The sequence below is a fragment of the Vibrio sp. EJY3 genome, from assembly GCF_000241385.1.
GTDB classification, from domain to species: Bacteria; Pseudomonadota; Gammaproteobacteria; order Enterobacterales; family Vibrionaceae; genus Vibrio; species Vibrio natriegens.
In genome coordinates this window covers 2412480-2427335 of the sequence record NC_016613.1, presented here as the reverse complement: position 1 = coordinate 2427335, position 14856 = coordinate 2412480, and the positions used below count along the sequence as shown (strand labels likewise).

The window sequence follows — 14856 nt, the reverse complement described above, 5'->3', positions numbered from 1 at the left end:
ATTGGCTTTATTTGCGAACATAATGTTCACTAACAACGTCAGTTGGCTAGGTGACCCGAGGGGTCATAGTTATTCGAGCATGATTTATGCCAACTTCTTAACTTATTGATCTCTGTTTTTATTGATCTAAATTGCCCCTGATTTATGTATTGTTATTTGCATAATGCAAAGCGTAATGCGATTATTGTTTAAAAGATTACAAAAAAGCTAGCTAGGTTATGCAACAACAAACTACTAAAGATCCAAAGGCTCGTTATCTGTTAATGGTCGAGGATACTGCGTCGGTTGCGGCGTTGTATCGCTCTTACTTGACGCCACTAGGTATTGACATCAATATTGTCGGTACCGGGCGTGATGCGATCGAAAGCCTGAAACATCGTATCCCCGATCTTATTCTGCTTGATCTTCGTCTGCCTGACATGACGGGTATGGACGTTCTGCATGCAGTGAAACAAAGTCACCCAGACGTTCCTATCATCTTTATGACTGCACACGGCTCTATCGACACTGCGGTAGAAGCGATGCGTCATGGCTCTCAAGACTTTTTGATTAAACCGTGTGAAGCCGACCGATTACGTGTCACGGTGAACAACGCAATACGAAAAGCGACCAAGTTAAAAAACGAAGCGGATAATCCCGGAAACCAGAATTATCAGGGTTTCATCGGTAGTAGCCAAACCATGCAGCAGGTTTACCGCACCATTGACTCAGCCGCGAGCAGTAAGGCGAGTATTTTCATTACTGGCGAAAGTGGTACGGGTAAAGAGGTGTGTGCCGAAGCTATCCATGCCGCAAGTAAACGAGGTGATAAACCATTTATTGCGATTAACTGTGCAGCGATCCCGAAAGATCTGATTGAAAGTGAGTTGTTTGGTCACGTAAAAGGCGCGTTTACTGGTGCGGCGAATGATCGTCAAGGTGCGGCAGAATTAGCGGATGGCGGCACGCTTTTTCTCGATGAATTGTGTGAAATGGATTTGGACTTACAGACCAAGTTGTTGCGATTTATCCAAACGGGTACCTTCCAGAAAGTTGGCTCCTCAAAAATGAAAAGCGTGGATGTGCGTTTTGTGTGCGCCACCAACCGTGACCCTTGGAAAGAGGTTCAGGAAGGGCGCTTTCGTGAAGACTTATATTACCGCTTATACGTAATACCATTGCATCTACCACCTTTGCGTGAGCGTGGCGAAGACGTTGTCGAAATTGCTTATTCTTTATTGGGTTATATGTCTCATGAAGAGGGGAAAGGCTTTGTACGCTTTTCGCAAGAAGTGATAGATCGATTTAATAACTATGAATGGCCCGGTAACGTACGTCAGTTACAAAACGTGCTTCGCAATATCGTGGTGTTAAATCACGGTAAAGAAATTACTTTGGATATGCTTCCGCCTCCATTGAATCAACCTTTGGAGCGTAAGACATCAAGCGCCACAGTTGAGTCTCAAGTGATGACAGCCTCGGACATTGTGCCACTGTGGATTACGGAAAAAACGGCGATTGAACGCGCAATTGAAGCGTGCGACGGTAATATTCCTCGAGCGGCAGGGTATCTAGATGTCAGCCCATCGACGATTTACCGTAAGCTACAAGCATGGAACAGCAAGGATGAGCGGCAAAAGGTATGAGCATGAATATACTTAACCAAAAGAAAATAGACGATCTGTCCATGGAGATTGGCAGCGACAATGTACCAGTGTTGCTTGATATTTTTTTAGGTGAAATAGACACTTACATTAGAAACTTGTCTCAGTTCGATGACGCCGATCAACTGGTATATTTGAAAGAAATCAGCCATGCGTTAAAAAGCAGTGCTGCCAGTTTTGGTGCTGATCGTTTGTGTGACTTAGCAATCTCTATTGATAAGAAAGCGAAAGCGGGAGAGTTGGCGGTAGAAGGAGAAGAAGCCACGACCATGATCGACGTTCTGCGCGATACACAAGAGGTTTACCGCTCCTGGAGCCGATAACCGACAAGAAGTGACAGCAAAGTTTAAAAGTAAAGCCCCTCACATTCAGTGAAGGGCTTTACTGTTTCTGGATAAGATTAACTCTGGCTAACAAGTTGATCTTCGATGGCTTTCTTGAGTTTATTACGGTCATGACGCCAGTCGCGATTGCTTGAAGCCAGTGACTCGGTGACCACATTCCATCTATCGAGCACTTCTTGTTCTGCTTTTTCAGCAAGAACGACATCGATTTTTCTGCCTTGCAATGCGCGTTCACACCATTCTAATTTTTGCTCCATGCTCATACGGCCGGCAGGACCATATTCCGGACTCAAGTTCGCGACAAAAATGACTTTGGCGTTTTTATTGTTGGCGATCGCTTTACCTAGCTCTGGCAATAACAGCGGTGGCATGATGCTGGTCAGAAAGCTTCCCGGCCCCAGAACAATGGCATTAGCCTCTGATAATGCTGCCACTGCTTCTTTTGTTGCGGGTACTTCAGGAGATAGGTCTAAACGGCGAAGGTCAGCCTCCATGTGGTCGACATTGGTTTCTCCGGTGACCCATTTGCCGTCGACAGATAGGGCAGACAGATCGGATGGGTGCTCTGACATAGGCAGAATATTCACATCGACTTTAAGCATATTGCGAATAAGATTTATGGCATCCAATGGACGGACCGAAAGGTTGTCCAGAGCAGTGAGCATTAAATTTCCCAAATTGTGACCATCAAGTTCGCCACTGCCCTTGAAGCGATACTCGAACATCATTGAACTGATAGATGGTTCCGTGATCAGCTGGTTGATGCAGTTGCGCATATCACCCCAAGCGATACCACCCTGACAATGACGAATTCGGCCAGTGGAGCCGCCATTATCCGTGGTAGCGACGATGCCCGTCGCGTTGCCACGAAAATCGCTCAGTGCTGCTAACATTCTACCTAAACCATGGCCACCGCCAACTGCGACTACTTTGTTATCCGTATAGATACTCATACGTTACATTCTTCTAATAAAATTCGTAAAAACGGCTACAATTTAACGTAATGAGTGCACTAACGGTACTCACTTAGCGGTAAATTGTGTGACTTGAGATATTTTTTAGTGCTCAAGTCTGGATTCCCTTATAAATATTCAGTATTTTACACAGCAAAGCTATCAGAGTTTTACTTTCTCTGGTTGCCATAACTCCGAGCTCACAACACTAAGTTCGATTAAGGATAGGTGTTCTGAGCCAGTGGCATACTGCCACAAGGGCTTGGTTGGAAATGACCACGCCTCCCGTGTTTGGAAAGGTGTTCCGTGGCGCAACAATTCGAAGACAAATTTCATCGTAAATTCTATTACTTACGTCTGTCTGTAACTGACGTTTGTAATTTCAAATGTACCTATTGCCTGCCTGATGGTTATAAACCTTCGGGCAAAAAAAACTCGTCTTTTTTATCGCTACCTGAAATTAAGCGGGTAGTCACCGCGTTTGCAGATTGTGGTACTTCAAAAGTCCGCATTACTGGCGGTGAGCCAAGTTTACGTAAAGACTTTACTGACATCATCCATGCTGTCGCAACGACACCTGGTATTGAGAAAGTCGCGACAACGACAAATGGCTATCGCATGGCCAAACAGGTTGCAGACTGGCGCGAAGCTGGCCTCACGCACATCAATGTGAGTGTGGATAGTCTGGACCCACGCATGTTCCATCAAATCACGGGTGAAAATAAGTTCACCGAAGTGATGAATGGTATCGAGCGTGCGTTTGAAGTCGGCTATGAACAAGTGAAGGTGAACGTGGTGTTGATGAAAGATCTCAACCATCACGAGCTACCTGCCTTCCTCAACTGGATCAAAGATAGACCAATTCAATTGCGTTTTATTGAACTGATGCAGACGGGGGAAATGGATGACTTGTTTAATAAGCACCACGTTTCTGGTGTCGCGATCCGTAATCAGCTCATTGCTAATGGATGGTTACTGAAAGTCCGTTCTCACAATGATGGTCCTGCTCAGGTATTTGTTCACCCGGATTACAAGGGTGAAATTGGGCTAATTATGCCTTATGAGAAGGACTTTTGTGAGAGCTGTAACCGGCTTCGTGTTTCTGCCATGGGTAAGCTGCATCTGTGTTTGTTTGGCGAGCATGGCATTGACTTACGTGACCTTCTGCAAGGTGATGAACAAGAGAATGAGTTAATTGAGCGTATTCAAGCTCAGCTGCAGACTAAGTCTGTCAGTCACTTCTTGCATGATGGCAACACTGGGATGACGCCTCATCTCGCGTCCATTGGCGGCTAACATCACACAACTTTTATAGAGGAAGCTCGCGGGCTTTCTCGATGATATTTCCTGAATCGATATAACGAATCCAAGCTAACTTTAGAGAATAGGTGAACTAATGGGTCACGCTGAAAGCAAATTTCAACCTGCAAATATTGCCGTTCTAACGGTATCTGACACTCGTACTGAAGAAAATGACACATCAGGTCGCTACCTTGTAGAACACGCCCAGGAAGCTGGCCACAATGTCGTTGATAAGCAAATCGTCATTGATGATATGTATAAGATTCGAGCAATTGTTTCTCAGTGGATTGCCGACGAAAACGTACAAGCGGTCATGATCACCGGTGGTACAGGTTTTACTTCTCGTGACAGCACTCCAGAAGCACTTAAGCCGCTTTTTGATAAAGAAGTGGAAGGCTTTGGCGAGTTATTCCGTATGGTTTCTTATGAAGAGATTGGCACATCGACTATCCAGTCACGTGCAATTGCTGGTTTTGCTAACCATACCGTCATCTTTGCTATGCCAGGGTCTACAGGTGCATGCCGCACTGGCTGGACGAAAATAATCAAGCAGCAGATGGACGCAAGTCACCGCCCTTGTAACTTTATGCCACACCTATCTGTATAACCTTTTCTACTAAGTGAAGCAAAAGCAATGACCCAATTTACACACATTAATGCATCCGGCGAAGCTAACATGGTAGATGTTTCAGCGAAAACGGAAACGGTCCGTGAAGCAAGAGCAGAAGCATTTGTGCACATGGCACCAGAAACTCTCGAGTTGATTGTCTCTGGCCAACATCATAAAGGCGATGTGTTTGCTACCGCACGTATAGCAGGTATTCAAGCCGCGAAAAAAACCTGGGATCTGATTCCGCTTTGTCATCCGCTTTTACTGTCTAAAGTTGAAGTTCAGTTAGAAGCGATTGAATCGGAGAGCAAGGTTCGTATCGAGTCTGTTTGTAAACTTGCAGGTAAAACAGGCGTAGAGATGGAAGCGTTAACGGCGGCTTCTGTTGCAGCGCTGACTATTTATGACATGTGTAAAGCGGTGCAAAAAGATATGGTCATTGGTCAGGTTCGTCTTCTTGAGAAGACGGGCGGAAAGTCAGGACACTTCAAGGCAGAATCATGATTAAAGTACTTTTCTTCGCTCAGACACGTGAGTTGGTGGGAATCGACAGTGTTGATTTAGAAGGGCAGTTTGAAACGGTTGAAGCAGTTCGTGCTCATTTGGTCGAAAAGGGCATGGAAAAAGACGGCAAGTGGGACTTGGCTCTCGAGCCCGGAAAGCTACTTGCAGCAGTTAACCAGTCTATTGTGCCGTTAGATACTGAAGTGAAAGCGGGAGACGAAGTGGCATTCTTCCCGCCAGTGACTGGAGGTTAAGATGGATCCTCGTGTTTCTATACAGGCTGAAGATTTTTCTGTCGATCAAGAATACCAAGGTTTGTCCGAAGGAACGTCTTCTGGTGCCGTCGTGACATTTATCGGTAAAGTGCGCGATATGAACTTAGGCGATAACATTGTTGGTCTGCATCTAGAACATTATCCTGGTATGACGGAAAAGAGCCTTATCGACATTTGTAAGCAAGCTGAAGATCGTTGGCCATTACTTGGTGTGCGTGTTATCCACCGTATTGGTGATTTGGATATAGGTGATCAAATTGTTTTTGTTGGTGTTTCTAGCGCTCATCGAGGTGCGGCATTTGAAGCGTGCGAATTCATTATGGATTATCTAAAAACGAAAGCACCATTTTGGAAAAAAGAACGCACAACGACTGAAAATCGCTGGATTGAATCAAGAGACACTGATCACAAAGCTGCACAGCGTTGGCAAAAGTAGAGTAGAAAGTATTTCTCGCACAATCAAAGTGAAAAGCTAAGCATTACAGGTGCTTAGTTTTTTTTATATTTACCTTTTTAGATATAAAGATTGTACATTTATTGCCCACATAAAACGCAAGCTATTCGTCTGTATTACTCCATAAATTTGCACAATATTGGATCGCTCTAAACAATACATAAGCAAACGTTTGCTAAGTTCTTTGTGTCAGAAGTGTTAAGTTTGTGCATATGCTTAGTATATGATGCTGCTAATTGGTTTAAATTTAGATTAATCGAAACTTTAATCTGTTGAGGAGAGATTGAGCTAGCCATTGGACTAGCAAAATGTTTTTAATTAGCTTTTTTTGCTGGATTTGTGCGACAGATACAGGATTATCGGTCTTTTTGCTACATTTTTATGGCAAATAACTTCAATGATTGCTAATGTGTGCCGCAGTCTTTGTATGGTTTTAGGTTCTTGGTGCTTAGTTTTGGCGCTAAAAAGATCTAAATCACAGCCCGTTTTTGTGAACCTACAAAGAGGTCATGGATGCTAACAAAAAAATTTGGAGTTTTACGCATGTATAAGAATAAAATCACGCGCGCTTTATTCATTGGCGCTGGTCTTTCTCTAGCTCTTGCTGGTTGTGGTGGTGATAAGCCAGAAGAGAAGCAAGCAGCTCAGCCTGCTCCTGCACCAGCCCCTGCCTCTGAAGCGAAATCTGATTCTTCGGAGCCAAAACTTGCTGCGGTTCAAGAATTAGTGCGTGGTAACGGTACAGAAGTAGCGACAATCGACCCACACAAATCACAAGGTGTTCCTGAATCTCACGTGATTCGCGACCTACTTGAAGGCCTTGTAAACCAAGACGCAGATGGTAATACCATCCCTGGTGTTGCTGAATCTTGGGAAACTGCAGACAACAAAACATTCACTTTCCACCTACGCAAAGACGCAAAATGGTCTAACGGCGATCCTGTTACGGCCGGTGATTTCGTCTACAGCTTCCAGCGTGCAGTCGATCCTGCAACCGCTTCTCCATACGCTTGGTACATGGAATACACCAAGATGAAGAATGCGAAAGACATCGTTGCTGGTAAAAAAGATAAAAGCGAGCTAGGTGTGAAAGCGGTTGACGACCAGACGTTGGTTGTTGAGCTTGATACTGCAGTACCGTACTTCGTAATGATGATGGGCCATACAACGGTTAAGCCAGTTCACCAAGCTACTGTTGAAAAATTCGGTGATCAGTGGACCAAACCAGAGAACTTTGTAGGTAACGGCGCATATGTTGTTGATAACTGGGTTGTAAACGAGCGCTTAGTATTGAAGCGTAACGAGCAATACTGGGACAACGAACACACTACTTTGGATAAAGTTACTTTCCTACCTATCGAAAACCAGGTAGCGGAAATGAACCGTTTCCTAGCAGGTGAAATCGACTTTACCAATGAACTGCCAACTGAGCACTTCAAGCGTCTGCAAAAAGAACATCCAGAAGAAGTTTCTGTAACGGGTAACCTATGTACCTACTACTACATCTTCAACACTAAGAAAGAACCGTTTGATGATGTTCGTGTTCGTAAAGCGATCTCGTACGCAATTGACCGTAACATCGTAACGGATGCGATCCTAGCTCAAGGTCAAAAGCCTGCTTACTTCCTAACGCCTGAAATCACAGCAGGCTTCAACCCTGAAATTCCAGCTTACGGCAAGATGACTCAGGCAGAACGTGATGCAGAAGCTGCACGTCTTCTAGAAGAAGCTGGTTACGGCAAAGATAACCCACTGAAATTTAACCTTCTTTACAATACTTCAGAGAACCACAAGAAAATTGCGGTTGCTCTAGGTTCAATGTGGAAGAAGACTCTGGGTCTTGACGTCACTCTAGAAAACCAAGAGTGGAAAACTTACCTATCTTCTAAAGATGCGGGTGACTTCGAAGTGGCTCGTGCAGGTTGGTGTGGTGACTACAACGAAGCCTCATCATTCCTGACGCTAATGATGAGTAACAACACCACTGGTGGTATTCACTACGATAGCAAAGAGTACGACGAGATCATGAACAAAGCATTTGCTTCTACATCAGATGAACAGCGTCAAGCACTATACTTGGAAGCTGAGAAGTTGATGGCGAAGGATATGCCAATTGCACCTATCTACCAGTACGTGAAATCACGTCTACTGTCTCCTAAAGTTGGTGGCTTCCCAGCTAACAACGCAGAAGAAAAGATCTACTCAAAAGACCTATACATTACTGAGTAAATCTTAATCAGATAGAATTATAAAAAATTAGGCACTGCATGTGAGAGATCGCATGCAGCGCCTATGTTGTGTCCAAAATTTGGACATTTGGTTTTCATTTACACTGTCACAGACTGAAAGAGTGAGTTTATGCTTAAATTCATCGCAAAAAGGATATTTGAGGCGATCCCAACAATGTTGGTTTTGATCACCGTATCTTTCTTTCTCATGCGTTTTGCTCCGGGAAATCCATTCTCGACAGAACGTCCATTACCACCAGAAGTTATGGCTAACATCGAAGCTAAATATGGCCTAGATAAGCCTGTATTCGAGCAATACACGACTTACTTGTTTAACGTTATCCAAGGTGACTTCGGACCGTCATTTAAGTACCTGGATTACTCAGTTAATGAATTGATTTCTGTTGCGTTACCTGTATCTGCAAAAGTCGGTTTCATTGCCTTCATTTTCACCCTGATAATGGGGGTGACGGTTGGCACAATAGCCGCTTTAAAACAGAATACCTGGGTCGATTACACGATTATGTCAACGGCGATGATAGGCGTTGTCATGCCATCATTCGTATTGGCTCCAGCACTGATCTACCTATTCTCTCTTCACTGGCATCTTTTCCCAGCTGGTGGCTGGCAAGATGGTGGATTGAAGTACCTCGTACTTCCAGTGATTGGTATGTCATTGCTTTACGTTGCAACATTCGCACGTATTACTCGTGGCTCGATGATTGAAACATTAAACAGTAACTTTATTCGTACCGCACGCGCGAAAGGTCTAAGTTACCGTTACATCATCCTTAAGCACGCACTTAAGCCAGCACTACTCCCTGTCGTTTCTTACATGGGTCCTGCTTTCGTAGGTATCATTACCGGTTCTGTTGTTATCGAAACCATCTTTGGTCTACCAGGCATTGGTAAGCTTTTCGTTAACGCTGCATTTAACCGTGACTACTCGCTAGTAATGGGTGTAACCATTCTGATTGGTTTCCTATTTATCTTATTCAACGCGATTGTCGATATCCTACTAGCAATGATTGACCCGAAAATTCGCTACTAACAGGGAAGTTTGGTTATGTTAACGAAAAAAGAAAACCTAGAAGCGATTGAAAAATTCTCTGAGAGTTTAGAGATTGAAGGTCGCAGTCTTTGGCAGGATGCTCGAATTCGCTTTATGCGTAACAAAGCAGCAATGGTGAGTTTATTTATCCTGGCTCTAATGACGTTGGCGGTGATTGTTCTGCCAATGATCGCACCTTATGCATTTGATGATACAGATTGGTACGCAATGCACGTTGCACCTAACGCTGACCACTGGTTTGGTACTGACAGCTTAGGTCGCGACTTGTACGTTCGTACACTGATTGGTGGCCGAATCTCCCTAATGGTAGGGGTGATGGGTGCATTCGTAGCAGTTTTGATTGGTACGCTTTACGGCGCAGCATCTGGCTTCATTGGCGGTAAAGTTGACCGTATCATGATGCGTATCCTTGAGATCCTATACGCGGTACCGTTTATGTTCCTAGTTATCGTACTAGTAACCTTCTTCGGCCGTAACATTATTCTTATCTTCGTAGCGATCGGTGCAATCGCATGGCTGGATATGGCACGTATCGTACGTGGTCAAACGCTTAGCCTACGTAGTAAAGAGTTCATCGAAGCGGCACACGTTTGTGGTGTAAGTAACTGGAAGATCATTACTCGCCATATCGTACCGAACGTACTTGGTATCGTAGCAGTTTACTCAACGCTGCTTATCCCTAGCATGATTCTGACTGAATCATTCCTATCGTTCCTTGGTCTTGGTGTTCAGGAACCAATGACAAGTTGGGGCGCACTTCTACAAGAAGGTGCACAGACAATGGAAGTAGCAATCTGGCAGCTGGCATTCCCAGCCGCGTTCATGGTTGTGACTCTGTTCTGCTTCAACTACGTTGGTGACGGTCTGCGCGATGCGCTGGATCCTAAAGACAGATAATTACAGATAGATTAAGGAAGCAACGATGAGCTTATTAGATGTCAAAGATCTGCGCGTCGAGTTTACCACTCAAGATGGTATCGTAACCGCAGTAAACGATTTGAACTTTTCTCTTAACCAGGGTGAAACCTTAGGTATCGTAGGTGAGTCAGGTTCAGGTAAATCTCAAACAGTATTCGCAATCATGGGTCTACTGGCTAAAAACGGTATCATTTCTGGTAGCGCAAAGTTTGAAGGTAAAGAGATCCTGAACCTGCCTGAAAAAGAACTTAACAAAGTTCGAGCAGAGCAGATCGCGATGATCTTCCAAGACCCAATGACGTCACTAAACCCTTATATGAAGGTTAGTGATCAGCTGATGGAAGTATTGATGCTTCACAAAGGCATGGGTAAAGCGGAAGCATTTGAAGAATCGGTACGTATGCTTGAAGCGGTGAAAATTCCAGAAGCCCGCAAGCGTATTACCATGTATCCGCACGAGTTTTCAGGCGGTATGCGTCAGCGTGTAATGATCGCAATGGCGCTGTTATGTCGTCCTAAACTGTTGATTGCTGATGAACCGACAACGGCACTAGACGTAACCGTTCAGGCGCAGATCATGGATCTGCTTAACGAACTGAAAGACGAGTTTAATACCGCAATCATCATGATCACGCACGACCTGGGTGTTGTTGCGGGTTCTTGTGACAAAGTATTGGTAATGTACGCTGGCCGTACAATGGAATACGGAACGGTTGATGAAATCTTCTATAACCCGAGCCACCCATACGCAGAAGGCCTGCTGAAGGCGATTCCTCGTTTAGATACTGAAGGTGAGATCCTGCCAACTATTCCGGGCAACCCACCAAACTTACTTCGCCTACCACCTGGCTGTCCTTATCAGGAACGTTGCCACCGTGTAATGGACCGTTGTAAGCAAGAAGCGCCAATTCTGACACCGTTTGGTGATGGTCGTCAGCGCGCATGTTTTTCGCAGTGGGAGGCTTGGAAAAAATGAGTGTAGATAAATCATTACTACTCGATGTTAAAGAGCTTAAAGTTCACTTTAGCATTGCAGCAAAATCAGCATGGCCTTGGTCTAAGCCTTCAAACCTAAAAGCAGTCGATGGTGTTAATGTCCGTCTGTACGAAGGCGAAACTCTGGGCGTTGTAGGTGAATCAGGTTGTGGTAAGTCGACGTTTGCGCGCGCTATCATCGGCTTGGTAGAAGCGACTGACGGCGAAGTGGTGTGGTTAGGTCAAGACCTGACTAAGATGAAAGATGTTCAGCGTCGTGAAACGCGTAAAGAAATCCAAATGATTTTCCAGGATCCTTTGGCTTCTCTGAACCCGCGTATGACGGTTGGTGACATCATTGCTGAGCCGCTAGAAACCTTTTATCCAGAGCTTTCAAAGCAAGAGATCAAAGATCGTGTTAAAGAGATGATGGCGAAAGTAGGTCTGCTACCAAACGTGATCAACCGCTATCCACACGAGTTCTCTGGTGGCCAGTGTCAGCGTATTGGTATCGCACGTGCACTTATCCTTAAGCCAAAAATGATCATCTGTGACGAACCTGTATCAGCACTGGATGTATCGATTCAGGCTCAGGTTGTGAACTTGCTTAAAGAGCTTCAGAAAGAGCTTGGTCTATCTTTGGTATTCATTGCACACGATCTGTCTGTGGTAAAACATATCTCTGACCGTGTTCTGGTTATGTATTTGGGTAACGCCGTAGAGCTTGGTGAAGCTGACGCACTATTTGCTGATCCTAAACACCCATACACGCGTGCATTGATGTCGGCTGTACCAATTCCAGATCCGAATATCGAACGTCAAAAGAAAATCCAAATGCTGGAAGGTGATCTTCCTTCGCCAATCAACCCACCATCGGGTTGTGTCTTCCGTACTCGTTGCCCACAGGCCACGGAAGAATGTGCGAAGACAAAACCGACGATTCAAGGTAACGATGTTCATGCGGTATCTTGTTTACACGTTCAAGTGTAAGTCATTCAGCCTGTGACGGGCTTAAGCGCGGCTCTTTAATTAGGGGCGCGCTTTTTTTATGCCTAACCGAGCACTTATTCAAATTTCTTGAACGTCATGTCCGAAGCCCGGTTGTTTTCTGTTCGTCACGAATCGCTAATATAGAGGAAAATAGAACGAGAGGAGAACTAAGATGGGTAAATTGGTCGAAGGTGTTTGGCACGACGTCTGGTACGATACGAAATCAAGCGGCGGTAAATTTGTCCGCGAAGACGCAGGTTTTCGTAATTGGATCAAGAATGAGCCGGATGCAGAATTCCAGCCAGAATCTGGTCGTTACCATTTGTATGTTTCTCTTGCTTGCCCCTGGGCGCACCGAACTCTTATTTTCCGAAAACTCAAAGGGCTAGAACAGCATATTGATGTCACGGTTGTTTGTCCTGACATGCTTAGCCAAGGCTGGCAGATGGGCTTACCTGAGCCATTGTTTGGCCATACGCGTATGCATCAAATTTATACCCAAGCTAAGCCAGACTATAGTGGGCGTGTGACCGTTCCTGTCTTATGGGATAAAAAAACCAATACGATCGTATCCAATGAATCTTCTGAGATTATCCGTATGTTCAACTCAGCATTTAATGGGTTAACGGGTAACGAAGATGATTACTACCCTGAATATTTGCAAGCCTCTATTGATGAGTGGAATGATTTTATCTATCCGAATGTGAATAATGGGGTTTATCGTTGTGGTTTTGCGACAACTCAGGAAGCGTATGAAGAAGCTTTTGATTCACTGTTTTCTGCGTTAGATAAAATTGATACGCATCTGGCGACACATCGTTATTTAACAGGCAATCAGATCACCGAGGCTGACTGGCGTCTGTTTACTACATTAGTACGTTTTGATGCTGTGTATGTTGGCCACTTTAAATGTAATAAAAAGCGCATTGCGGATTACACCAATATTCAGGGCTACTTAAAAGAACTCTATCAAGTCGATGGTGTGGCAGAGACGACGGATTTCTACCACATTAAACGTCATTACTATTTCAGTCATACAGGAATCAACCCAACACAGGTTGTACCAAAAGGCCCGGACTTAGATTTAGAGTCGCCTCACGGTCGTGAACCACTTTCAAATTAGTTCTTCTGCTAAAGCGTCATTTTCTATGGCGCTTTGTTATCTCCTTACTAAAGCGATATGCATTTATACGCTGTTTTATCGGTTATTTCCCCAAGCATCACAGATTATTCCAGTACATGACATAAACTAATGATATAGAACCGATCTTTTAGCGAGGTGAGGTATGGATATCAACGAGTTTGCATCTGGCGAGCATCAAATCTGGAATTTGCTGATTGCTCTTCTGTTAGGGTCGATAATTGGCATTCAGCGCGGATGGGTGAAGCGCAATAGTGTTGAAGGCAGCCGGGTCGCAGGTATTCGTACTTATTCTTTGGTCGGCTTGCTTGGTGGTCTGGTTGCAATTCTCGCTTCCCACTATTCCCCGTTACTGCTTGGCTTTGCTCTGATCGCGTTGGTGATTTTGGCTTGCATCGCGTTTTTTGTTAAGCAAAAGAACAGCGGTGATGTCAGTATCACTGGCTTAGTAAGTCTGCTGGTGACGTTCGTTTTAGGCAGTTTAGCGGTGGCTGGCGAAGCGGTACTTGCTGCATCCGCGGCCGTGATAACCGCTCTGGTTCTGGATAATAAGAGAGAGCTCCACGAGGCGTTGCAAAAGTTACAAGAGTACGAATTAGATGCAGCTCTGCGCTTACTTCTCATTTCTATTGTTTTACTTCCACTCTTACCTGATAAAACTTATGGGCCATGGAAAGCTTTAAACCCTTACGAGATATGGTGGATGGTCGTGTTGATCGCCAGTATTTCTTTTGTTGGCTACTTTGCGATTAAAATTGGCGGCGCGAAGCGGGGGATTTTATTTACGTCCGTTTTTGCTGGCCTCAGTTCTTCAACGGCATTGACCCTACAGTTTTCCCATCTGTCTCGTGAACAGCCTGCAATTAGCCCACTGCTGGCAAGTGGCATCTTAATAAGTTGTGGAACCATGTTCCCACGGCTCTTGTTCATACTCTCTGTCATTAACCCTCCATTAGTGAAAATGCTTTGGCCAATCGTACTAGCGATGATGGTTGCACTTTACTTACCGGCTTGGTGGATATGGAGACGGTGTGAAATGGAAAAGGTGGAGCAATCAAACAAGCAAACTAATCCTCTTGCTTTGCAGTCCGCTCTCTTTTTTGGTGTTGTACTGGCGGTGATCATGTTGCTCTCACATGCACTATCAGATTGGTTTGGCGATGCGGGGGTTTTGATGCTCTCAGCAGTGTCAGGTATCACTGATGTGGATGCAATTTCATTGGCTCTTGGTCGGCAAAGTGTCCTGCACTTGAGTGTAACCACCGCGGCGCTGGGTATCCTCATTGCGGCTTCGGTAAATACCATAGTGAAAATGGGAATGGTGGTGGCTTTAGGCGAGAGGAGGTTATGGCACCGAGTCGCGCCAGTGATGATTGGGTGTGTGATTGTCGGTGGGGTGATGTTCTTAGCTATTTCGTAACCAGCTCAGTAAAAATCGCAACAAAAA

Annotated in this window: 15 protein-coding genes and 1 riboswitch; of the genes, 14 read left to right on the top strand and 1 reads right to left on the bottom strand. The window is 44.8% G+C overall.

What is annotated here, in order from left to right; genetic code table 11:
* Positions 1-263 precede the first annotated feature (263 nt).
* On the top strand, positions 264-1625 hold the full coding sequence (gene luxO, locus VEJY3_RS10945; RefSeq protein WP_049794667.1) for a quorum-sensing sigma-54 dependent transcriptional regulator LuxO: 1362 nt from the start codon (positions 264-266) through the stop codon (positions 1623-1625).
* On the top strand, positions 1622-1966 hold the full coding sequence (gene luxU / locus VEJY3_RS10940) for a quorum-sensing phosphorelay protein LuxU (RefSeq protein ID WP_014232534.1): 345 nt from the start codon (positions 1622-1624) through the stop codon (positions 1964-1966). The genes luxO and luxU overlap by 4 nt, the downstream gene beginning before the upstream one ends.
* 77 nt (positions 1967-2043) lie before the next feature.
* Here the strand turns inward: luxU and VEJY3_RS10935 are convergent, their stop codons facing one another.
* The gene (locus VEJY3_RS10935; RefSeq protein WP_014232533.1) at positions 2044-2940 is read right to left on the bottom strand and encodes a YvcK family protein; all 897 of its coding nucleotides are present in this window, start codon (positions 2938-2940) and stop codon (positions 2044-2046) included.
* A 180-nt stretch (positions 2941-3120) separates the two neighbouring features.
* A riboswitch (molybdenum cofactor riboswitch) is annotated at positions 3121-3258 on the top strand.
* Between VEJY3_RS10935 and moaA the strand changes: the two genes are divergently transcribed.
* The 12 genes from moaA to VEJY3_RS10875 all read left to right on the top strand — a co-directional run bounded on the left by moaA (position 3247) and on the right by VEJY3_RS10875 (position 14829).
* Positions 3247-4236 (top strand): GTP 3',8-cyclase MoaA, encoded by a 990-nt coding sequence (gene moaA, locus VEJY3_RS10930; protein WP_014232532.1) that lies wholly within the window; start codon positions 3247-3249, stop codon positions 4234-4236. (Overlaps the previous riboswitch by 12 nt.)
* 100 nt (positions 4237-4336) lie before the next feature.
* A complete protein-coding gene (gene moaB / locus VEJY3_RS10925) occupies positions 4337-4849 on the top strand; it encodes a molybdenum cofactor biosynthesis protein B (protein WP_014232531.1) in 513 nt (170 codons plus the stop codon).
* 27 nt (positions 4850-4876) lie between these two features.
* Positions 4877-5356, top strand: coding sequence for a cyclic pyranopterin monophosphate synthase MoaC (gene moaC / locus VEJY3_RS10920; RefSeq protein WP_014232530.1), 480 nt, complete (start codon positions 4877-4879; stop codon positions 5354-5356).
* A complete protein-coding gene (gene moaD / locus VEJY3_RS10915) occupies positions 5353-5610 on the top strand; it encodes a molybdopterin synthase sulfur carrier subunit (RefSeq protein WP_014232529.1) in 258 nt (85 codons plus the stop codon). Before moaC ends, moaD begins: the two co-directional genes overlap by 4 nt.
* Before the next feature lies 1 nt (position 5611).
* Entirely contained in the window at positions 5612-6067 is a 456-nt protein-coding gene (gene moaE, locus VEJY3_RS10910) for a molybdopterin synthase catalytic subunit MoaE (RefSeq protein ID WP_014232528.1), read from the top strand.
* Positions 6068-6628: 561 nt separating this feature from the next.
* Positions 6629-8314, top strand: coding sequence for an ABC transporter substrate-binding protein (locus VEJY3_RS10905; RefSeq protein ID WP_014232527.1), 1686 nt, complete (start codon positions 6629-6631; stop codon positions 8312-8314).
* Between the two features lie 129 nt (positions 8315-8443).
* Positions 8444-9364, top strand: a complete 921-nt coding sequence (gene oppB, locus VEJY3_RS10900) for an oligopeptide ABC transporter permease OppB (RefSeq protein ID WP_014232526.1) — start codon at positions 8444-8446, stop codon at positions 9362-9364.
* Positions 9365-9379: 15 nt separating this feature from the next.
* The gene (gene oppC, locus VEJY3_RS10895) at positions 9380-10282 is read left to right on the top strand and encodes an oligopeptide ABC transporter permease OppC (protein ID WP_014232525.1); all 903 of its coding nucleotides are present in this window, start codon (positions 9380-9382) and stop codon (positions 10280-10282) included.
* Positions 10283-10307: 25 nt separating this feature from the next.
* The gene (locus VEJY3_RS10890; RefSeq protein ID WP_014232524.1) at positions 10308-11279 is read left to right on the top strand and encodes an ABC transporter ATP-binding protein; all 972 of its coding nucleotides are present in this window, start codon (positions 10308-10310) and stop codon (positions 11277-11279) included.
* Positions 11276-12268, top strand: coding sequence for a murein tripeptide/oligopeptide ABC transporter ATP binding protein OppF (oppF, locus tag VEJY3_RS10885; RefSeq protein WP_014232523.1), 993 nt, complete (start codon positions 11276-11278; stop codon positions 12266-12268). Before VEJY3_RS10890 ends, oppF begins: the two co-directional genes overlap by 4 nt.
* 172 nt (positions 12269-12440) lie before the next feature.
* Complete coding sequence (locus VEJY3_RS10880; RefSeq protein WP_014232522.1) at positions 12441-13391, top strand: glutathione S-transferase family protein; 951 nt, start codon at positions 12441-12443, stop codon at positions 13389-13391.
* Between the two features lie 163 nt (positions 13392-13554).
* Entirely contained in the window at positions 13555-14829 is a 1275-nt protein-coding gene (locus VEJY3_RS10875; protein ID WP_014232521.1) for an MgtC/SapB family protein, read from the top strand.
* Positions 14830-14856 lie beyond the last annotated feature (27 nt).

Bases quoted from the DNA above. Each gene is read 5' to 3' on its own strand.
- luxO (WP_049794667.1), top strand. From the start codon at position 264: ATGGTCGAGGATACTGCGTCGGTTGCGGCGTTGTATCGCTCTTACTTG.
- luxU (WP_014232534.1), top strand. From the start codon at position 1,622: ATGAGCATGAATATACTTAACCAAAAGAAAATAGACGATCTGTCCATG.
- VEJY3_RS10935 (WP_014232533.1), bottom strand. From the start codon at position 2,940: ATGAGTATCTATACGGATAACAAAGTAGTCGCAGTTGGCGGTGGCCAT.
- moaB (WP_014232531.1), top strand. From the start codon at position 4,337: ATGGGTCACGCTGAAAGCAAATTTCAACCTGCAAATATTGCCGTTCTA.
- moaC (WP_014232530.1), top strand. From the start codon at position 4,877: ATGACCCAATTTACACACATTAATGCATCCGGCGAAGCTAACATGGTA.
- moaD (WP_014232529.1), top strand. From the start codon at position 5,353: ATGATTAAAGTACTTTTCTTCGCTCAGACACGTGAGTTGGTGGGAATC.
- moaE (WP_014232528.1), top strand. From the start codon at position 5,612: ATGGATCCTCGTGTTTCTATACAGGCTGAAGATTTTTCTGTCGATCAA.
- VEJY3_RS10905 (WP_014232527.1), top strand. From the start codon at position 6,629: ATGTATAAGAATAAAATCACGCGCGCTTTATTCATTGGCGCTGGTCTT.
- oppB (WP_014232526.1), top strand. From the start codon at position 8,444: ATGCTTAAATTCATCGCAAAAAGGATATTTGAGGCGATCCCAACAATG.
- oppC (WP_014232525.1), top strand. From the start codon at position 9,380: ATGTTAACGAAAAAAGAAAACCTAGAAGCGATTGAAAAATTCTCTGAG.
- VEJY3_RS10890 (WP_014232524.1), top strand. From the start codon at position 10,308: ATGAGCTTATTAGATGTCAAAGATCTGCGCGTCGAGTTTACCACTCAA.
- oppF (WP_014232523.1), top strand. From the start codon at position 11,276: ATGAGTGTAGATAAATCATTACTACTCGATGTTAAAGAGCTTAAAGTT.
- VEJY3_RS10880 (WP_014232522.1), top strand. From the start codon at position 12,441: ATGGGTAAATTGGTCGAAGGTGTTTGGCACGACGTCTGGTACGATACG.
- VEJY3_RS10875 (WP_014232521.1), top strand. From the start codon at position 13,555: ATGGATATCAACGAGTTTGCATCTGGCGAGCATCAAATCTGGAATTTG.